General features: G+C 46.4%; 14 protein-coding genes. 4 read left to right on the forward strand and 10 right to left on the reverse strand.

The annotated features are described in order from the left end of the window. From cysC to cobA, 5 genes are all read right to left on the reverse strand, one after another. On the reverse strand, nucleotides 1-618 hold the full coding sequence (cysC, locus tag L5M29_RS13810) for an adenylyl-sulfate kinase (RefSeq protein ID WP_263168314.1): 618 nt from the start codon (nucleotides 616-618) through the stop codon (nucleotides 1-3). Nucleotides 619-682: 64 nt separating this feature from the next. Then, nucleotides 683-2,407, reverse strand: a complete 1,725-nt coding sequence (locus L5M29_RS13815; RefSeq protein ID WP_198571839.1) for an SLC13 family permease — start codon at nucleotides 2,405-2,407, stop codon at nucleotides 683-685. A gap of 3 nt (nucleotides 2,408-2,410) precedes the next feature. Continuing rightward, nucleotides 2,411-3,853, reverse strand: a complete 1,443-nt coding sequence (gene cysN, locus L5M29_RS13820; protein WP_113939005.1) for a sulfate adenylyltransferase subunit CysN — start codon at nucleotides 3,851-3,853, stop codon at nucleotides 2,411-2,413. An 82-nt stretch (nucleotides 3,854-3,935) separates the two neighbouring features. Continuing rightward, the gene (gene cysD, locus L5M29_RS13825) at nucleotides 3,936-4,844 is read right to left on the reverse strand and encodes a sulfate adenylyltransferase subunit CysD (protein WP_105251586.1); all 909 of its coding nucleotides are present in this window, start codon (nucleotides 4,842-4,844) and stop codon (nucleotides 3,936-3,938) included. Between the two features lie 91 nt (nucleotides 4,845-4,935). Further along, complete coding sequence (cobA, locus tag L5M29_RS13830; protein WP_263168315.1) at nucleotides 4,936-5,781, reverse strand: uroporphyrinogen-III C-methyltransferase; 846 nt, start codon at nucleotides 5,779-5,781, stop codon at nucleotides 4,936-4,938. 442 nt (nucleotides 5,782-6,223) lie between these two features. Here cobA and L5M29_RS13835 point away from each other — a divergent pair, with 442 nt between their 5' ends. After that, the gene (locus tag L5M29_RS13835) at nucleotides 6,224-7,108 is read left to right on the forward strand and encodes a phospholipase A (RefSeq protein WP_263168316.1); all 885 of its coding nucleotides are present in this window, start codon (nucleotides 6,224-6,226) and stop codon (nucleotides 7,106-7,108) included. A 233-nt stretch (nucleotides 7,109-7,341) separates the two neighbouring features. After that, the gene (locus tag L5M29_RS13840) at nucleotides 7,342-8,898 is read left to right on the forward strand and encodes a S41 family peptidase (RefSeq protein WP_113939008.1); all 1,557 of its coding nucleotides are present in this window, start codon (nucleotides 7,342-7,344) and stop codon (nucleotides 8,896-8,898) included. Between the two features lie 61 nt (nucleotides 8,899-8,959). On the opposite strand, the gene L5M29_RS13845 is transcribed toward L5M29_RS13840, so the two are convergent. The 5 genes from L5M29_RS13845 to L5M29_RS13865 all read right to left on the reverse strand — a co-directional run bounded on the left by L5M29_RS13845 (nucleotide 8,960) and on the right by L5M29_RS13865 (nucleotide 17,013). Continuing rightward, a complete protein-coding gene (locus tag L5M29_RS13845) occupies nucleotides 8,960-10,696 on the reverse strand; it encodes a hypothetical protein (RefSeq protein WP_263168317.1) in 1,737 nt (578 codons plus the stop codon). Between the two features lie 402 nt (nucleotides 10,697-11,098). Beyond that, nucleotides 11,099-11,884: a monofunctional biosynthetic peptidoglycan transglycosylase gene (mtgA, locus tag L5M29_RS13850; protein ID WP_263168319.1), complete on the reverse strand. Its 786-nt coding sequence runs from the start codon at nucleotides 11,882-11,884 to the stop codon at nucleotides 11,099-11,101. Nucleotides 11,885-12,641: 757 nt separating this feature from the next. Continuing rightward, complete coding sequence (locus L5M29_RS13855) at nucleotides 12,642-13,424, reverse strand: phosphoadenylyl-sulfate reductase (protein WP_263168321.1); 783 nt, start codon at nucleotides 13,422-13,424, stop codon at nucleotides 12,642-12,644. Next, the gene (gene cysI, locus L5M29_RS13860; protein ID WP_263168322.1) at nucleotides 13,417-15,114 is read right to left on the reverse strand and encodes an assimilatory sulfite reductase (NADPH) hemoprotein subunit; all 1,698 of its coding nucleotides are present in this window, start codon (nucleotides 15,112-15,114) and stop codon (nucleotides 13,417-13,419) included. The genes L5M29_RS13855 and cysI overlap by 8 nt, the downstream gene beginning before the upstream one ends. A gap of 99 nt (nucleotides 15,115-15,213) precedes the next feature. After that, entirely contained in the window at nucleotides 15,214-17,013 is a 1,800-nt protein-coding gene (locus L5M29_RS13865; protein ID WP_263168324.1) for an assimilatory sulfite reductase (NADPH) flavoprotein subunit, read from the reverse strand. Nucleotides 17,014-17,432: 419 nt separating this feature from the next. On the opposite strand from L5M29_RS13865, the gene L5M29_RS13870 reads away from it, so the two are divergent. Together L5M29_RS13870 and pntB are read left to right on the forward strand one after the other, a co-directional pair. Then, complete coding sequence (locus L5M29_RS13870; RefSeq protein ID WP_263168325.1) at nucleotides 17,433-18,959, forward strand: Re/Si-specific NAD(P)(+) transhydrogenase subunit alpha; 1,527 nt, start codon at nucleotides 17,433-17,435, stop codon at nucleotides 18,957-18,959. A gap of 11 nt (nucleotides 18,960-18,970) precedes the next feature. Beyond that, a complete protein-coding gene (pntB, locus tag L5M29_RS13875) occupies nucleotides 18,971-20,455 on the forward strand; it encodes a Re/Si-specific NAD(P)(+) transhydrogenase subunit beta (protein ID WP_105251576.1) in 1,485 nt (494 codons plus the stop codon). Nucleotides 20,456-20,511: the final 56 nt, after the last annotated feature.

Below are 20,511 nucleotides of genomic sequence, written 5' to 3' on the forward strand. Positions count from 1 at the left end.
CTAGGCGAGTGCTTTAGCCTTATCGGTATTGATAACATTGATTGCCGTCAGATAATCGATTAAGGCGCGCACTTGAGTCGCTAAATCGCCTTTGCTGGTATCTATGGTTAACTCGGCGGCCAATGGCGCTTCATAGGGTGATGAAATACCAGTGAAATTGCTAATCTCGCCACTGCGCGCTTTCACATATAACCCCTTAGGGTCACGCTGCTCGCACACACTCAAAGGCGTAGCGACATGCACTTCAATAAACTGCCCCGCAGGAAAACGGGCACGAATACCATCACGTTCTTCACGGGTCGGTGATATAAATGCTGACAATACCACAAGCCCCGCATCCACCATCAATTTAGCCACTTCGCCCACACGACGCAGGTTCTCATCACGGTCTTCAACCGTAAACCCTAAATCTTTACACAGGCCATGGCGCACATTATCACCATCGAGCAAATAAGTGTGGAATCCCGCCTCAAATAACGCCCGCTCTAATGCACCCGCCAGTGTTGACTTGCCCGCGCCAGAAAGTCCGGTAAACCAAAGTAGTACTGGGTTTTGGCCTTTCTGCTCGGCTCTGGCGGCTTGGTCTACAGGATGTTGATGCCACACGATATTTGTCATAAAAACTCCTCAATCCCCATGTTGACTAACCGCTAACATAAGGGCAATAAACTCAAGCTAATCACTAAAATGGAAAGATGATCGGCACCATAAATATCACTATCAGGGAATACAGCACAGATAACGGCAATCCAAGGCGGACAAAGTCACTGAAGCGATAATTACCCGCATTAAATACCATCAAATTGGTCTGATAGCCGTAGGGTGAAATAAAGCTCGCGCTGGCACCAAAGACAACGGCCATAATAAAGGGCCTTGCATCGACACCGTAATTAAGCGCAATCGCGTAAGCGATAGGGAACGCCAGCGCCGCCGCTGCGTTATTGGTCACCAGTTCAGTCAGCAATAAGGTCATTAAATACACGCCGACAAAAGCGCCAAATACCCCATAACCGTTAATAACTGAGAGTAATCCTTGGGCTAAACTGTTCGCAAGGCCTGTACTCATCATCAAGTTGGCAAGCCCTAATGCACTCCCCACGATCACCACTAATTCCAATGGGAAACGGCGTTTAAGCTCAGCCAGCGTGACTGCGCCTATGGCAAAATAACTGAGCAGCAATATCACTAAACCCTTAGCCAAGGGTAATATGCCAGTGACACTCAGGATGATCGTTGCCGCAAAGCCCAGCAATACCCAACGACCACGACGACTGTCTAGACGCACATTCAAATCTAAACCGCTAATCGCCGCAAACTCTGAACTCAGCTTTGCGCTATTGCTAAAACCATCACCTGGCGTCAATAACAACACATCACCGGGTTGCAGAATAATGTCACCGAGTCCGCCCTTCAGCGGATGATTTCCGCGGCGAATGGCCATCACAGCCGCATCAAATTGCTCACGAAAACGCGAGGCTTTCAACGAACTGCCCACTAAACTGGATGACGGTGCGAGTACGGCTTCAACTAAATTTTGTCCTTTGGCTTGATGTTTACCAAACCAATCTAAACCATCGAATTGGTGCAATAACTCAACCGATTCCACCGCGCCACTAAAGCGCAGCACGTCGTCCGCTTGCAACACTAACTGGGGCGGCACAGGGCAAATACAAATGCCGCTGCGCTCTAACTCAACTAGATATAACTTTTTCAGCGCCCTAAGTTTATTATCCACCACACTGCGACCGACCAAGGACGAACCTTTCGCCACATGGGCTTCGAGCAAATATGGCAGCGCTTCTTCACCTGATTCTTCCCGTCTGTCGGGCAGAATGTTCGCCAGTAAGGTCAGTAACAAGATGCCTGCGACGACGATCACCACTGCAACTGGCGTAAACTCGAAGAACCCTAAGGCGGGTAAGCCGGCGTTTTCTACAAAGGAGTTCACAATCAAGTTGGTCGAGGTACCAATCAGGGTCAGTGTGCCACCTAAAATTGCCGCATAATTTAACGGCAATAATAACTTAGCCGGCGCGTGTGCCTGATTGCGGCGCACAACACCAATCAGTGATGCCACGACCGCAGTGTTATTGGTAAATGACGACAGCAAAGCCGTCGAAAAACCGAGCTTTGCCATTGTCATAGGCAAAGAACTATTGCCTATGACTTGACTCAACTTTCCCAGCAGGGACGTTTTTTCTAACGCCGTCGCGGCCAACACCAAGAGGACCAGCGTGACTAAGCCAATATTGGTAAAGCTTGTTAATGCGGTATCGAGCGCAACCATGCCAAGCAAATAACAGAGCAAAAATGCAAATAAAAACAATACCGCTGGATTGATACGGCCGCTAATTAAGCCAGCCACAAGCCCTAACAAAATAATCGCTAATAGCCACAAGTCACTCACAAATTAAGCTCCAAGCTTAGTGATATCTATCGCTTGCCAATGGGGGAAGTGTTTACGCACTAAGGCATTAAACTCGACTTCAAAGGCACTAAATTGTGACGCTGTTTGCTTGTTAACATGTTGACCCGACACCACCATAACCGCGGCAACCGTCGCATTACTCAGGCGGTCGATTAAGATCATTCCGCCGGTATCGCGTACTAACGAATATGCATCAAACACTATGTCTTCGGTCAGCTCTAAGGTCACACGCGCAATCGCGTTTAACCCAAGAGTGTCCGTCGCACTGCGCGCTAAGGTATTAACGTCAACCACATAATCGATAGCAGTCACAGAAGCTTGCGTCTTCTTACCGGCCACTTTGATGTCGTATAACTGACCGAGTTGTAATGGCTTTTCATCCATCCACACTATGTCAGCGCTGATCACGTTAGCGACGGCAGGTGCAGAATCCGGTCTTGCCAGTAAATCGCCACGGGAAATATCAATTTCATCTTCCAGCGTGATCGTCACAGCTTGGCCAGCAACCGCTTCTTGTATGTCACCATCGAAGGTCACAATACGTTCAACCTTGCTGCGTTTGCCCGATGGCAAAGCGACTAACTCGTCACCGACATTGATGATGCCAGAGGCTAACGTGCCCGCAAAACCGCGAAAATCTAAGTGAGGGCGCGACACATATTGCACAGGGAAACGCACAGGCAATGAGCTGAGTTCACGTTGAGTATCAATGGTTTCTAGCAGTTCAAGCAGTGTACCGCCTTGATACCAGTCACTTTGAGTGCTGCGCTCAACCACGTTGTCACCATTAAGCGCCGATAACGGCACAAAGTGGATATCGAGGTTGCCGAAATCTTTAACGAAATCCGTAAAATCGGCACGAATACGGTTGAATACTTGCTCGTCAAACCCAAGCAAATCCATCTTATTCACGGCCACAACAAAGTGACGAATACCCAGTAATGACGCGATAAACGCATGGCGCTTAGTCTGAGTCTGCACGCCGTAGCGGGCATCGACTAAAATCACCGCTAAATCACAGGTTGATGCACCCGTTGCCATGTTGCGAGTGTACTGCTCATGCCCTGGCGTATCGGCGATGATGAACTTGCGCTTATCACTTGAAAAATAACGATAAGCCACATCGATAGTGATGCCCTGCTCGCGCTCAGCTTGCAGGCCATCCACCAGCAAGGCTAAGTCAATGGCTTCACCTGTGGTGCCCATCTTGGCGCTGTCGCTCTTTAGGCTCGCTAATTGATCTTCATAGATCTGGGCGCTGTCGTGTAACAGACGGCCGATTAAGGTACTTTTACCATCGTCAACACTGCCACAGGTTAAAAAACGCAGTAAGCCTTTGTGTTGCTGCAGGGCTAGATATTCTTTCACACCATGGAGGGTAATTTCTGCCGCCATGAGATTGGTTTTATTGACCGCTTTGTCCATCATATTCTCACTCTTGATCTGCTTGGCTGAAGATCGCGCTGATTAGCGCCACCTTCGCGAAATAGGGTTAACCCTGTAGAGATTAGAAGTAGCCTTGACGCTTCTTCTGCTCCATAGAGGCGCTTTGATCTGAGTCGATCAATCGGCCCTGACGTTCGCTCGAACGGGTTAACAGCATTTCTTCAATAATCTTTTCTAGACTGTCGGCCTCAGAATACATGGCGGCCGTGAGTGGGTAGCAACCTAAGGTTCTAAAACGCACCACTTCTTCTTTAATCTGCTCGCCCTCGGCTAACTTCATCCGCTCGTCATCGGCCATGATTAACTGACCACCGCGCTCAACCACTTTACGTTTAGCAGCAAAGTACAAAGGCACTAACTCAATGTTTTCTTGATAAATATATTGCCAAATATCCAGCTCAGTCCAGTTAGATAATGGGAACACGCGAATACTTTCGCCCTTGTTCACTGCGCCGTTATAGGTGCGCCATAATTCTGGACGTTGATTTTTAGGGTCCCATCTGTGGTGACGGTCGCGGAAGGAATACACGCGCTCTTTGGCGCGAGATTTTTCTTCATCGCGGCGAGCCCCACCGAAAGCCGCATCAAAACCATATTGGTTAAGTGCTTGCTTTAAACCTTGGGTTTTCATGATGTCAGTGTGTTTTGCACTGCCATGGTCGAAGGGGTTAATTCCCTGCGCCAAACCTTCTGGGTTGATGTGCGTCAGTAACTCGAAGCCAAATTTCTTTGCCTGCGCATCACGAAACGCGATCATCTCTTTGAATTTCCAACCTGTATCGACATGCAGCAACGGGAATGGGATCTTGCCCGGATAAAAGGCTTTACGTGCTAAATGCAACATAACGGAAGAATCTTTCCCGATGGAATACAACATCACAGGATTATCGAATTCGGCTGCAACTTCACGAATGATCTGGATGCTCTCGGCTTCCAGTTGTTGTAAGTGGCTTAATTCACGCCCGGCCATACTATTCTCCGTTACCTTAAATTCGCCGTGTTACCACAGCATGGATTAGCTTAATTTGTTTAACTGCTTAATAGCTTTAACTGTTTGCGGCTTAGCTTATCGACGCGACGGCCGAGACTCTAACCGATTGAGTCTGTTCATCGCTGACCTGAGTCGATTCAATCGCTTCAGGTTTGAACCAATGCAAGGTGTCACTCAGCGTGACGACTTCACCTATGATCATCAAAGCTGGCATTTGTAATTCTGGATCGGCGGCAAGCTGTTCAAGCTCACCTAAACGGCCGATAAAACGACGTTGCTCTTTAGTGGTTGCCTTTGACACTATCGCCACAGGCGTTTCAGGGCTTCGGCCCGCATCGACTAGACCTTGGCGAATAATGCCTGCGTTCAGAACCCCCATATACACGACTAAGGTATTGTTAGGATTAGCATAACCTTGCCAATCCATAGGGCGACTCTCTAACTGACAATGGCCAGTGATAAAAGTGACGCCTTGGGCATGGTCTCTGTGGGTTAGGGGAATTCCCGCATAGGCTGACGTGCCGCTGGCAGCGGTAATGCCGGGAACGACTTCAAACTCAACCCCAGCTTCGACTAAAGTTTGTAACTCTTCGCCCCCGCGGCCAAAAATAAAAGGATCGCCACCTTTAAGGCGCACCACATTTTTACGGGTGTAGGCTTTAGTGACGAGTAACTGATTAATCTCGTCCTGTGCGGCGCTATGCTTGCCCGCACGTTTACCTACGGCAATCTTCTCAGCGTCTTTGGGAATAAGATCGAGGATATCTTGGCTGACTAAAGCGTCATATAGCACTGCATCAGCAGTTTTAAGGATGCGCCATGCCTTTAACGTCAACAACTCAACGTCGCCGGGACCTGCACCCACCAGCCAGACTTTGCCTTTGGCCGCTTGGCCCGGTAAAGAGAAAATTTCCATCAGAATCCCCAAGATCACTTTAGTCTGTAGAAATATAGCGCGTCTTATATTCCATAATAAATAGATAATAATTAGTTTTTATATCATTTAGATATAAAAGAATGAGGGATCACTCACTTAAAGTGGGGAAAACCTTAGGTTTCAAAATCAAAAATGCGCTAAATCCAGGTTAACCTATTGAAATAAAAGTGACTTAATAAGATTAAGCTAATTGCATCAAATTAATTTCTGTCCGCTAAGTGCACGATTTTGGCACTATGTTATTGCCAAAAATTCTACCTAAACATGTCTCTATGGGACTAAAAATGGCTGACTACAAGATTTGTCATTAAGTGACACAGGATTTTTCCATAACCATAAATTCACTTTCTAATGTTAAGCTGGAAATAACTATCTTTGTTGAGTACGACTGACAAATAAATAAACACATCAAGGAGGGCAGATGAAACCACTTTACTCAGGTATTGCATTGGCAGGGCTATTAGCCTGTACGGACATAAATGCCGAAGAATCATTAGTCAAAGGAAGAGTAAAAGATGAACTTGCCACGGCGGATCTACCTTTTGTGATTACGCCACATAAAGTGAATTACCTTTTACCAGTCACCTACAGCCCAGATCCCAACATGACACCTTTCACCGAAGATGCAATACTCAACCCCTATTCATTAGATGAGTTTGAGGCTAAGTTCCAAATCAGTTTTAAATTTCCTATTTGGTACAATGTGTTTGGTGATAATGGCCATTTATTTTTTGCTTACACCAATCAATCCTATTGGCAGGTTTATAACAAAGACACTTCATCGCCTTTTAGGGAAACCAATCACGAGCCTGAAGTCTTTATGCTGTTTAATAACGATTGGAAAATTGGCAGTGTGACCAATTCCTTTTGGGGATTTGGTGCCGTACATCAATCGAATGGTAAAGCAGGGCCACTTTCCCGCAGTTGGAATCGACTCTATGCCACTATGATTTTTGATGCAGGCCCACTCGCCTTCTCCACCAAAGTGTGGTGGCGTATTCCTGAAGATGAAAAGACAGATCCATATAAAGCCAGCGGCGACGATAACCCGAATATTGATGACTATATAGGTAAAGCAGAGTTTATTGGCGTTTATGGTATCGATGAACATAGATTCACTTTAACCGTTAAAACGAATCTAGAAGATATCGACAGAGGCTCAGCAGAACTGACTTGGAGTCATCCTATCGTCGGCAACTTACGCTTTTATACTCAATACTTTAATGGTTATGGCGAAAGCCTAATCGATTACAACTATCACAATCAACGTATTGGTATCGGAATTTCACTCAACGATATTCTATAAGAAAGATATACCCACTTGATCCCGCTGTTTAAGATTGTTTGGGTATATAAAGTGACTAAGTACAAAAATCGACCATAATTTGCTGCTAATCTACCAAACCTGCTGCTAAATTGCTCAGATGGACCTGAGTTTATGGCTCAGCGGGACGATTTACATTGATCCGAATGGCATTTAAGCCGATAGTCGCACACCTTTTTGTGCCCTGAAGCAGCGCCTTAACATCATGGAGGAATATGAGTTTTAGCTACCGCAGCATAGTCATGCTACTCAGTGTCATTATTTTCGCGAGCTTACTTAAGCTCGCGTTTTTCGCTGTGCCAAAAGATAGCGCTGCACCAGTGCTGAATGCACAAGAGGTACGCCAAGATCTCTATGCCTTATTGGATCAAATCGAGCAACACTCAGCGTTTTATGCCTTAACGGCCGACAAAGCCAACCCGCAGCTTAAATTTATGGCTAGCCTTATTGTTGAACAGTATCAAGATATTACTCCCAATGATCGCTTTGCTGCTGAAGTCACTAAATTACTCAATACCCTCAAAGATCCAGGCGCTCAAGTGCATAACTTCGATGATCAAAGCGGCGATCTCCCGTTAACGCTAAGGCCAGTCAACGACCAATGGTTAGCCTTGGATAACGATAATAATCCAGTCAACAACGACTTCCCCTTTATCACTCATATCGATGGTTTACCTATGAGCAAATGGGTAGCGACCAGCCAAGCCTACTTACCTGAGCCGGCAAAACAGAGCCAAGAAATGCAGTTACCTTGGCTGAAAAAACTTAACCTACTGCGCGAAGACTTAGGACTTAGCATCAAGCCCTATGTGGTCATTACGCTAATTAATGATGATCTGCAAAGCCAGCAGGTGACTCTCGCCCTGCCAAGCCATAAACCGCAAGTTCAATTAGCAACTATCAGTGAAAAAGACGAGACTCAAGATATTAATGTGCTCGAATTTATTAACCAATTATCTCAATTTGAGCGCACCGAATTTCAAGACATGCCAAATCAATTAGAGACGGTCAACAATACGACGGTCAAACTTAAGATCAGCGATCTCTACGCCTTTGAATTAGATAAAGAACAACAGCAAGAACTGCTCAAAGGCATGACACATCCCTTACTAATCATTGATTTACGTGATACCAGTGGCTTTAGTCCGAAATTATTGACTATGCTGTCGCGATATCAAGATGCGGATTTAAATAACACTTTAACACCTAACGTGATGGGATTTGCGCACTATCGCCGCTCACCAGAGCTGAGAAATGATTATCTACAGCCGCTCAATTTTATGCCTCTGGATGCGTTAGAGTACAGTCCTCCTAGGCTCAAATCTCTCACCCGTAACTTACCCTCTGTCGATAAAGAGAAATTCAGCCCTTGGTATGTTCGCACTAAGCCTGCGGTGGCTCCTGAAGGGCGAAATCGCTTAGCGCTACTCGTGAGTCCCCATTGTCGCCAAGAATGCGAGTGGATTGCCTATCGTACTAAATCTTGGTCTAGGGCAAATTTGATTGGTGAAAAAACCTCAGGCGACTTTGCACGTCAGTATCATTTCAAACTGCCAAACAGTGGATTAAACATAAGATTCAGCAGTTCGTTAACCTATGATGCACAGGGGAGACTCCTGTCCGGTATCGGGACTGAACCGGATATTTTGCTCCCTCAGAACAGTGATATTCAATGGCAAGGGCTCGTTAGTTTAATGCGCTCCGCCAAGCCCAAAGCGCAACTTGTTCTGCCAGCACAGCACACTAAGTTGGCTCAAGCTAAGCTAAATTAAGCCAAAAAAAGAGCCAGCAATCTGCTGGCTCATTTTAAGCAAATATGAGTTTACTAACGCATTACTTCTTTTCAGTTGCTTTAGAATTGGCGACTGAACCTATGACCAAGCCTTGCTTATTCACATCGAAGCTCATTTGAACTCGCATGTTGTAATCTTTAAGCATTTGCATTTCTTCAGGGATCGGCTCACCGCTCATTTCTAACAGTGTTAGCACTGGCGTAAACATCTTGCCGTAATCAGCAGACAAGCTGTACATGCCATTCGCTGACAGTTTCTCGCCTGCTAATTTGTTGGCTAAAGCCAAGCCTTTATCACCGCTATACACCACTAAATGTTGGCCTTTAATCGCCAGCATTGGCTTAACACCTAACTCTGGAGGCAACATCAATATTGGAGATAAATCAGTAGCATCGCCGTTATCGGCTAATTGCACTTCAGCCAGCATAGGGGCGAAAGGTTTGACCATATTAAACAACATGGATGGGTTTTCGGCGCTGAGGCTGACTAAAGCATCTAAACTTTCTAACTTAGGCTCTTGATCTTGTGTGCTCATTTTAAAGTCGAGCAATGAAACGCTCATGCCTTTCACACCGTTAGCCATACCAGTGAACATGCCTAGCATAGCTGGGCTCTGTTGGCTCAACTCAGCCTGCAACTCTGCCAATGGTGCACAGGTCAGTTGCGGCTTTTGCAGATCATCCCAAATAGCCGTTAATGAAGGGGTAATTTCATTGATATCTAAGCCTATTCCCATGGAGAAGATAGTGCTGTCGATATCCGCCAGATGCGATGGAATAAAACCACGCATCTTTTGCATTGCCGCAAGAATAGGTTGATTCTTCGTTTCGACAACAAATGAAGCCGCCATATGGCTTTCTTTTTCAGTCACAGAAAACGCCGTTAAACCAGCAACAGTACGCGGCCAGTTAGCGGCAATCGCAGTCAGTTCGGTACGACATTCTGGTGTTCTGATTTGAGCTAATGGATCTTCACCCGCACTTTCATCAGCAAAAAATTGAGTCAGTTGCTTAGCTAGCATATTGCTATCTGCAGAAGTTAATGCCTTTACAATTTCCACATGGTTAATAAAGCTAATGCTGTCATCTTTAAAACCATGGGTCTTAATAATATCTTCTAATATGCCAGAAGCGGCTAATGACTGCGGCGCCTTCTTAATACCAAATGCCATTTCTAATAACTCAGGCTCGGTAATAGAGGTGCTGAAAGTCATCGTTAATATGCCATCTTTCTGGGCAAATAGCAGTTCTGCTTTCTCTGCTGAGCTTTCATCCGATAGTGCATAAACGCGATAATCAACATCGCCCACTTTACGCATTTCGTGGGTTACACCACTGTCTTTTTCGGCTTTATCTAATACAGCCCAAAATGCTTCAGCCTGATTAACATCAATCTTTAATACTGGCAAAGCACCTAAAGTATAAATATAAGGTTTAACTTCATCGGGGAAACCGAAGGTTTTTAACAGTAAGGCAGGATCTTTCATCCCATCCATATACTGCTGATAAATGCTAACGAAGAACTTGCCCATAGGGCTATCCTGCACACCGAGTTCATCAAGCGTGTTACTTGGATATTGCTGATAATTTCCAGAAATAGACTGTAAATACGCTTTTAACGGGAAGGGTTTTAACTGGCCCGAAAATATCGGCGTATCGGCAGGCACATAGTCGAGCAAAGGATTAGCAGAGGCACTAGAACCCGCGCCATTCTGCATATACCAATAACCACCAGCACCTGCTGCAATAATTGCCGCAGCAATCACAATCTTTTTCATTTAAGAAACTCCATTTAATGACATTCAATTTTATGAAAACAATACCTAAAGAACTCACCTTAGGTATTTAAATATTTATCCGCTCTTACATATCCCTTATGCAGATAATGCAAAATCAGAAAACGCAATGACTCAGCCCTACGCAATACAAACCCAGTTTAAAATGCTTAGGCTAAGCGAAACTAAGGTATAAAATTTTTCCGATAATTTAACATTAAACCGACACAGAAGCGAACAGGATAGGAGTTCGCAGCATTAAAAACGCATTAGAATTAACGTTTATTAAACATAACTCCAATCTTATTTCAATTCGGTAATAAAACATCTCAAAGTCATCGACGATTAAGCAAAGAACTCAATGACAAATTAAGCTCATCTCACTCAAACTAACTCACCAGAGCGTCATCGTGCTTCGTGGACTTTTTTAAGCGTGACATCACCTAGCTGGCGCATTTGCTTACGGATCCAAGCTGAGCGCTGCTGCACATAGGATGACGGTGGAGACACCTTATAGCGCCAAGGATTGGGTAAAATGGCTGCGAGTAATGAAGCCTCGTATTGGGTAAGTTTTGCCGCTGACTTTCCAAAATAATGCTTTGATGCCGCTTCGGCGCCGTAAATACCTGGGCCAAATTCTACAATATTTAAATACACTTCAAGAATACGCGACTTATCCCAAGTCAACTCCATAAATAACGTAAACCAAGCTTCCAATCCCTTACGAAAGAAACTGCGACTCGACCACATAAAAAGGTTTTTCGCCGCCTGCTGACTTAAGGTACTTGCCCCGCGGACTTTGGTGCCTTTTTGGTTGTATTTCAGTGCCGAACTTATCGCGACTAAATCGAATCCAGTATGCTCAACAAAACGTTGATCTTCCGCAGCAATCACAGCCAATTGTAATTCGGGAGAAATTTGCGCTAAATCGCGCCATTGATGCCTGATCTCACCGATAGGTGCAGGTGGAAATAAGGCACGCTCGATACGCCAAGTCCACATCGGTGGATCGACGAATCGTAGTAGGATCACTAATAAAATTGAGCAAATAAATGCCCAAACTAATCCCTTAAATAACCAAGACAATAAACGACGAAAACCACGCTTTCGTCTCTGAGGTGCTGGGTCACTCGACTTATTAACACTTGGACGCCTGACATGATCTCGCATCGCATATAAAGGGGCCGTCATTTATACCATCTCATCCACACACTCTCATTTCTTGTTTCTCATCTATCCAGTCAAGCCATCCCATTGCAAGGATTCTTTGGGGCAACCTAGGCTTACAGAAAATATTCTAAAGCTTTACGCGAGTTGCAAGCTGATCATGCTACGAGAGTAAAGGAAACACCAAGGATATCTTACTCGATAATCAAAGATAGGTTGAGAAATAACCATAACAAGAACAAATCACTATTGGAGATTGACTGGGGTCGACTTAACTTGACCTCGGCAGCTTTGACGACAGCTGACCGAGGTAATGATGGCTGATTAACGAGAGCTAGCAAGTCAATCAAACTGCTTGATACTCGCAGGTGCGAGTCAGGTTTTCAACGCTTTCACTGCATCCAATTAAGCCATATCGATACACAGCAAACCCAGCCCATAAATACCGATATACAACAACTTAACCTCATAAAAGACATGAATCATGTCAATTAACACAGTAAAACGCTTCAAAACCATCTACGGGAACTTCAAAATATAGCGCAGGCTTAACCAATGTGCATAACTCTGTGAGTAAAAATGTACAACATTTTTAGCATTTAAAAATGAATGCAAACTAACTCTATGAATATCAATCTATCTTAGTTAAATGACGCTTAAATGACATCACTTAGCTTCCTCGACAGTCCAGAGTATTAAATTCAATCCCACTTATCTTAAAATGATAAAAAAACGCCCCAAACTAAGTTGAGGCGTTTAATATTTAAAATCAATAAAATGACTAGATTTCGTAGTGCAGACCACACTCACGTTGTAGGCCATTAAAGCGAGTTTCTTCCTCTGTCATCCCTAATTCGAGTGGTTTACTCGAATGGGTATCCCCCACAGAAACATAGCCTTGGTCCCAAAGTGGATGGTACGGCAAGTCAAATTGCGTCAGATAGAGGTGAACATCTTTATTCGACCACTCGATAATTGGCAGTAGCTTAAAGCGCGTGCCATGAATCGCCAGTATCGGCAACGCCTCACGGGTACTGGCTTGGCTGCGTCTAAGCCCTGCAAACCAAGTGCCGACCTCAAGCTCGGCTAAAGCACGTTGCATAGGCTCAACTTTGTTTAACCGGTTGTATTGCTCTAGTCCGTTTACCCCTTGCTCCCACAACTGGCCAAAGCGCGCCTCTTGCCATGCCGATGTCATCACTGCTTGGTACACTTTTAAATTCAGTGATAAACGCTCTGTCAGTTCGTCGATAAACTGATAAGTCTCAGGAAATAAATAACCCGTATCCGTCAGAATAACCGGAATATTCGCCTGTGCCTGACTCACCATATGCAGCATTACAGCGGCTTGGATCCCAAAGCTTGAGGACAGCGCATGATTACCGGGCAAATAAGTTAAGCCCCATAGCACTCGCTCTTGCGCGCTTAATCCCCCTAAGAACTGATTAATGCGCTCAAGCTCTATCACTTGCTCTGCCTTAGGCGCACTCAATAATGCCTTGAGTTCGGCAGCGCTGACCACAGTCGGCACTTTATCACTGGTTTTTTGCTCAAGATCAGCCATGAAAATCCTTAGCGGCATCGATCACCGCCTTCACTACACCCACGCGGACTGTGAAGTTACCAAAGGTTTCGCCTGCATCACGCTCTACGGCGTAGCGGCCAAACAGGGCATCCAATTCGGCGAGAATGTCCGCCTCTTGGATATTTTCTCTGTGCATTTTGTTCAAACGAGTCCCTTCAAAACTTGCACCTAAGTACAAGTTATAGCGACCCGGCGCCTTACCCACAAGCCCAATTTCAGCGGCAAATGGGCGAGCACAACCGTTAGGACAACCCGTCATCCGCACGACAATTGCTTGCTCGCTGATGCCGTGTTTTGCCTGCAGCGCATCGATATGATCGATAAACTCAGGGAAATAACGCTCGGCTTCCGCCATCGCTAATGGGCATGTCGGCAACGCCACACAGGCAATCGAGTGACCGCGGGTTTGCGTCAACACTTGGCCCAGCAGACCATGTTTACGGGCTAAACCTTCAATGGTGGCTTTATCTTCAGCTGCGACGCCTGCGATGATCATGTTTTGATTCGAGGTCATGCGGAAATCGCCCTTGTGGATCTTAGCAATTTCACGCAGCCCCGTTTGCAGGGTTTGGCCCGGTAAATCTTTAATACGACCGCTTTCGATAAATAAGGTTAAATGCCACTTACCGTCAACGCCTTCGACCCAACCATAACGATCGCCGCGATCGCCAATCACTACATCACGTTTAGGTTCAAATTTCACCCCAGCACGTACTTCAACTTCGGCTTTAAATTTCTCATAGCCGTGGTCAACGATTGTGTATTTAAGGCGCGAGCGCTTACGATTAGAGCGATTGCCCCAGTCACGTTGCACAGTCATCACAGCTTCGGCAAACTTCATCACGTCTTCAGTTTTGATAAAACCAAAGTCGTCTGCTAGGCGTGGAAAGGTTTCCACTTCGCCGTGGGTCGAGCCCATGCCGCCGCCAGCCGTTAAGTTAAAGCCAACTAGCTCGCCATTTTCGGCAACAGCAATAAAGCCTAAATCGTTGGTGTAAACGTCAACATCGTTATCTGGAGGAACCGCAACCGCCATTTTGAACTTACGTGGCAGATAGGTTTTGCCATACACAGGTTCGACGGTTTCATCTTCGGTCGAGAGTAACTTTTCTTCATCTAACCAAATTTCGGCGTAGGCGCGAGTGTGGGGTAATAGATGATCAGACAGTTGTTTCGCCACTGCATAGGCCTGCTCGTGCAGTTTCGATTCCACCGGATTGGGGTTACACATCACGTTACGGTTAACGTCACCACAGGCAGCAATCGAATCCAGCGCTTCGCGATCTAAGTCTTGAATAATGGTCTTCAAGTTACGCTTAGGAATACCGTGGTATTGGAAGGTTTGGCGGGTCGTCAAACGAATACTGTTCGAGCTGGTGAGCGTCGAGGCAATTTTATCTACGCCTAACCATTGCTGCGGAGAACAAATACCGCCGGGTACACGGGCACGCAACATAAAACTATATAAAGGTTCGAGTTTTTGCTCTTTACGTTCGTTACGTAAATCGCGGTCATCCTGCTGGTAGAAGCCATGAAATTTGATCAGCTGCTGATCGCCGTCACTGAAACTGCCAGTCACAGAAGAATCTAAACCTTCTTTGATGGTCCCGCGCAGGTAATCACTGTCGGTCTTTAGGTATTCGTTTAACGCTAACTTTTGCTCACTCATGGCAACTGCCTCTTAAAATTGGGTTAGCTGGCTGCACAGGTCATCACGTGTGCAGCTTTGGCTATTCTTATGCGTTTCTTATCTGCGCAACGGTTGAGATTAATACACGTCTTTTTGGTAACGTTTATCGCTGCGCAGGGTTTCAAAATAGGCTTCGGCAGCTTCGGTATTCAAACCACCGACTTCGACTGCCACCTCAATCAAGGCTTGGTGAACATCTTTGGCCATACGTTCAGCATCACCACAAATATAAAGATGCGCGCCATTTTGCAACCATTGCCACAGGGCATGGCCTTGTTCTTTAATGCGGTGCTGCACATAAATCTTATGGGCTTGATCGCGTGAGAACGCCACATCGATACGGCTGAGATCGCCATTTTTCAAATACTGTTGCCACTCAGTTTGATACAAGAAATCCTGCTCAAAGTGAGGATTGCCGAAGAATAACCAGCTATCACCTTGGATCCCTTGTGCTACGCGCTCCTGCATAAAGGCACGGAAGGGCGCAACACCGGTACCAGGCCCCACCATGATCACCGGTGTTTCTGGATTTTCAGGCAAACGGAAATGCTTGTTCGACTCAACATAAACCTTAACTTGCGTGCCTTCCTGCGCAGATGCTAAGAAGTGTGACGCACCGCCAAAACGTGCTGAGCCATGGCGCTCATCTTCCACTAAGGCCACAGTTAAGTGGACTTCTGTTTCAACTTCGCTTTGACTTGAGGCGATAGAGTAAAGTCTTGGCGTTAATGGACGCAGTAGCTCAAGCAGTTTTGCTGCATTTAAGGTTACTGAGTTATTTGATAATGGATACTGAGTAACTAAATCGGCAAATTGATGCTTAAGGATAAAGTGGCGCACTTGTTCTTTATCTTCGCTCAATGCCAGCAGTTCAGTGCTGCCGCTCAATTCGGCCCAAGCTTTGACTAATCCAGGGTATAACTGAGTCAATTCTTTCTTATCAACCAAAGCCTGCTTAAGGGACAAGGATTCAGTACCAAGGGTCACTAACTCATCGGCGGCTAATGACAAACCCGCTAAGACTTCATCGACTAAGACTTCGTTATTACTAAACCACACACCAAGGGCATCACCCGCTTGATAGGTTAAGCCTGAGTCGCCAAGGTCGATTTCAACATGGCGCACATCTCGGTCTGATCCACGGCCGGTAATTTTTTGGCTCACAAGCACTTCGGCGCTATAGGGGTTTTGCTTAGTAAATTCACTTTCGCCAATCGCTTTAGCGGTGCCGATGGATACCACACTGGCGGACGAGGTTTCGATTAGCGGCTTAACGGCCTCTAATACATCGGCGTGCCACTGGCCCGCGGCAGCTTCATAATCCACATCACATTCAATTAAAGGTAATAGTGATTTAGCACCCAGCGCTGCTAGGCGGGCATCGAAGTCTTTACCGGTTTGGCAGAAAAATTCATAGCTAGAATCCCCCAGCGCCAGCACTGAGTAATGTAAATTGTCTAACTTAGGGGCACGTTTCGATGCTAAAAACTTGTGTAATTCAATCGCATCATCCGGCGCTTCACCTTCACCATGGGTGCTGACCACCAATAAAAGCACAGCTTCTTGCTTTAATTGGCGAACATTGTATTCGCCCATTGAAGCCAGATTGACCGCATAACCTTGCGCCTGCGCCTTATCGGCGAGCGCTTTAGCGACACCACGGCCATTACCCGTTTGGCTGCCATAGAGAATAGTCACAGTTTGAGCCGTTTGCGCCTGTGCGGCAGGCGCTAATTGGCCCGCATTGGCTGTGGCAGCAAGATAGCCACTCACCCAGGCCAATTGCACAGCACTTAACTCAGAAGTGAGTTGTTTTAGCTTATCGACTTGTCCTTGAGACAATGGCGAAGCCAGCGATGAAAGTTCTTTTAACAACATGAGACGGCCCTATGACAGTGTAATGTCCACAAGCTTATCGCGGTTTAAGAAAAGCAAAAAAGAATAAAATAGGATTTTTAATTCCATTTTGGAATATACAAAGTGCAAAATTTAAGCTACAAAAGTGTGCACTGGTTAAAAGTTTTTGATCCGACCAGTGCAGAAATGGCCTGCTTGAGAAATATGCACTTGTGCCAAGCTAAAGTATTGCCACAATGGTCATGAGCCTGTCGAACAATAATTTCTGTTGCCCACAGAATAGTTTGTTTTAAAAACAAAAAGTGTCCATCCTAGATTGAATGCCCTAACTGACTCGAATCACCCGCCGAATAAACGCTGGTGACGACAGATTTTGCAGTTGAGTACGATGAAGGAAGAACAGCAGGCGGAACGATTATATAAACCATCAGGGAGTAGTCATGCAGATTGGAATACCGAGAGAAAGTCTCGCCGGTGAAACTAGGGTCGCCGCGACCCCAGCCACCGTTGAGCAGCTTAAAAAACTCGGCTTTGAAGTTGTTATTGAGGCCAATGCGGGTCAACTGTCAAGTTTCGATGATGCAGCTTTTGAAGCTGCGGGCGCGAAGGTGACAACAAACGTTTGGCAAGCCGATCTGATCTTTAAGGTCAATGCGCCAAGCGACGCCGAAATTGAACAAATCAAAGACGGGGCGACTATCGTCAGCTTTATTTGGCCCGCACAAAACCCTGAGCTGGTTGCGAAGTTATCTAAACGTAAGATCAACGTGATGGCAATGGACATGGTGCCACGCATCTCCCGCGCCCAGTCACTTGATGCCCTCTCCTCTATGGCAAACATTGGTGGATATCGCGCCGTTGTTGAAGCCGCACATCATTTTGGCCGTTTCTTTACTGGCCAAATTACCGCTGCTGGTAAAGTACCGCCCGCCAAAGTGTTAGTCATTGGTGCTGGTGTAGCTGGCCTTGCCGCCATTGGTACAGCAGGATCGCTTGGCGCCATAGTGCGCGCCTTCGATACCCGCTTAGAAGTGGCCGAGCAAATCGAATCTATGGGCGGCCAATTCCTTAAACTGGATTTTGGTAACGAGGAAGGTGGTTCATCGGACGGTTATGCTAAAACCATGTCGGATGAATTTATTGCCGCCGAAATGGCACTGTTTGCCGAGCAAGCCAAAGAAGTCGACATCATCATCACCACAGCGCTAATTCCTGGTCGTCCAGCGCCTAAGCTCATCACCAAAGCCATGGTCGATAGCATGAAGAGCGGCTCAGTGATCGTCGATTTAGCCGCTGCGACGGGTGGTAACTGCGAATACACTCAATCGGGTGAGCTGTTTGTTACTCCTAACGGCGTAAAAGTGATTGGTTATACCGACCTTCCCGGTCGTCTACCGGCACAATCCTCACAGCTTTACGGCACTAACTTAGTCAACCTGATGAAGTTAATGTGTAAAGAAAAAGACGGCACAGCCAGCATCAACTTTGATGATGTAGTCATGCGCAATATGACAGTGATTAAAGAAGGTGAAGTGACCTTCCCGCCACCACCGATTTCGGTTTCTGCGGCGCCAGCAAAACCAGCGGCGAAAATCGAGCCTAAAAATACCGCCCCGAAGGCACCATCTAAGCTCAAATACGTGCTCGCCGCCTTAGGCGTTGCAGGATTTGCTGCCGTGGCATCGGTAGCACCACCAGAGTTCCTGTCGCATTTCACAGTATTCTTGCTGTCCTGCGTTGTTGGCTATTACGTGGTATGGAACGTATCCCACTCACTGCATACACCTTTAATGTCAGTCACTAACGCGATTTCGGGCATTATCGTGGTCGGCGCCCTACTGCAAATCGGTCAGGGTTCAACTTTGGTCACTGTACTGGCGTTTATCGCCGTGCTGATCGCCAGTATTAACATCTTCGGTGGCTTTACCGTCACTCAGCGCATGCTGAAGATGTTCCGTAAGGATTAAGGGGGTTTAACGTGTCTCAAGGACTGGTAACAGCAGCTTACATTATTGCCGCCATTCTCTTCATCTTCAGTCTCGCGGGACTGTCGAAGCAAGAGACGGCAAAACACGGCAATTTATTCGGTATCTTAGGTATGGCAATCGCCCTACTGGCTACCATTTTCAACCCCGATACTAACGGAATTGCGTGGATCTTAATCGCTATGGTGATTGGCGGCGCGATTGGTATCCGTTTAGCACTAAAAGTCGAAATGACTGAAATGCCTGAACTGGTTGCTATATTGCACAGCTTTGTGGGTATGGCCGCGGTATTAGTGGGTTTCAACAGCTTTATCGACTTACATCCACAGGAAGTATCACAAGTCGTGGTGGCTGTCGGTGGTGATATCAATACGACCCTCGCCGCAGTACAAGATGCGCTAAGTGAAGCGGTGAAGACCGCCAGCAAAGAGCACCTCACTGGCGCTATGCTTAACATTCACTTAGTCGAAGTCTTCCTCGGGATCTTCATCGGTGCGGTGACCTTTACGGGTTCTATCGTTGCCTTTTGTAAGTTACGCGGACTGATTTCATCTAAACCTCTGATGCTGCCACATCGCCACAAGCTAAACCTAGTCGCAGTGCTAGTGTCTTTCGCCCTGTTGGTATACTTCGTACAGACAGGCGGCACTATGCCAGCACTGCTGTTGATGACCTTGATTGCTTTCGCCTTTGGCTGGCATTTAGTGGCATCCATTGGCGGCGCGGATATGCCAGTGGTGGTGTCTATGCTGAACTCCTACTCAGGTTGGGCAGCGGCAGCAGCGGGCTTTATGTTGTCAAACGACCTCTTGATTGTCGTTGGCGCATTAGTGGGTTCATCGGGTGCAATTCTGTCTTACATCATGTGTAAGGCCATGAATCGCTCATTTATTTCAGTTATCGCGGGCGGCTTTGGCACAGATGGTGTGGCCTCGACTGCCGATGAAGAAATGGGTGAATACCGTGAAACCAACGCAGAAGATGTGGCGGATATGCTGAAAAATGCCACTTCAGTCATCATCACTCCGGGTTACGGTATGGCAGTGGCGCAGGCGCAATATCCTGTTGCGGAAATCACTCAAAAACTACGTGATCGCGGCGTGAAAGTGCGTTTTGGTATCCATCCAGTTGCTGGTCGATTACCAGGCCATATGAACGTACTGCTCGCTGAAGCTAAAGTCCCCTACGATATCGTGCTCGAAATGGACGAAATCAACGAAGACTTTAAAGACACAGATGTCGTGCTCGTTATCGGCGCCAACGACACGGTTAACCCCGCGGCAATGGAAGACCCAGGCAGTCCAATCGCTGGTATGCCAGTGCTGGAAGTGTGGAAAGCGCAAAACGTGATTGGCTTTAAACGTTCGATGAACACAGGTTATGCCGGCGTGCAAAACCCACTGTTCTTCAAAGAAAATACCCAAATGCTGTTTGGGGATGCTAAGGCCAGTGTTGAAGCCATTTTAAAGGCACTTTGAGTTTGATTTAATATCAACAGAGTAGAAATCGTTTAGGCGATAAACACTATTCTAAA

Origin of the sequence: Shewanella sp. SM95 (assembly GCF_025653595.1) — a bacterium.
Taxonomy (GTDB): domain Bacteria; phylum Pseudomonadota; class Gammaproteobacteria; order Enterobacterales; family Shewanellaceae; genus Shewanella; species Shewanella oncorhynchi.

Bases quoted from the DNA above. Each gene is read 5' to 3' on its own strand.
- cysI (WP_263168322.1), bottom strand. From the start codon at position 15,114: ATGAGTGAGCAAAAGTTAGCGTTAAACGAATACCTAAAGACCGACAGT.
- cysD (WP_105251586.1), bottom strand. From the start codon at position 4,844: ATGGCCGGGCGTGAATTAAGCCACTTACAACAACTGGAAGCCGAGAGC.
- cobA (WP_263168315.1), bottom strand. From the start codon at position 5,781: ATGGAAATTTTCTCTTTACCGGGCCAAGCGGCCAAAGGCAAAGTCTGG.
- L5M29_RS13865 (WP_263168324.1), bottom strand. From the start codon at position 17,013: ATGTTGTTAAAAGAACTTTCATCGCTGGCTTCGCCATTGTCTCAAGGA.
- cysN (WP_113939005.1), bottom strand. From the start codon at position 3,853: ATGGACAAAGCGGTCAATAAAACCAATCTCATGGCGGCAGAAATTACC.
- L5M29_RS13835 (WP_263168316.1), top strand. From the start codon at position 6,224: ATGAAACCACTTTACTCAGGTATTGCATTGGCAGGGCTATTAGCCTGT.
- cysC (WP_263168314.1), bottom strand. From the start codon at position 618: ATGACAAATATCGTGTGGCATCAACATCCTGTAGACCAAGCCGCCAGA.
- L5M29_RS13845 (WP_263168317.1), bottom strand. From the start codon at position 10,696: ATGAAAAAGATTGTGATTGCTGCGGCAATTATTGCAGCAGGTGCTGGT.
- L5M29_RS13855 (WP_263168321.1), bottom strand. From the start codon at position 13,424: ATGGCTGATCTTGAGCAAAAAACCAGTGATAAAGTGCCGACTGTGGTC.
- mtgA (WP_263168319.1), bottom strand. From the start codon at position 11,884: ATGACGGCCCCTTTATATGCGATGCGAGATCATGTCAGGCGTCCAAGT.
- L5M29_RS13840 (WP_113939008.1), top strand. From the start codon at position 7,342: ATGAGTTTTAGCTACCGCAGCATAGTCATGCTACTCAGTGTCATTATT.
- L5M29_RS13870 (WP_263168325.1), top strand. From the start codon at position 17,433: ATGCAGATTGGAATACCGAGAGAAAGTCTCGCCGGTGAAACTAGGGTC.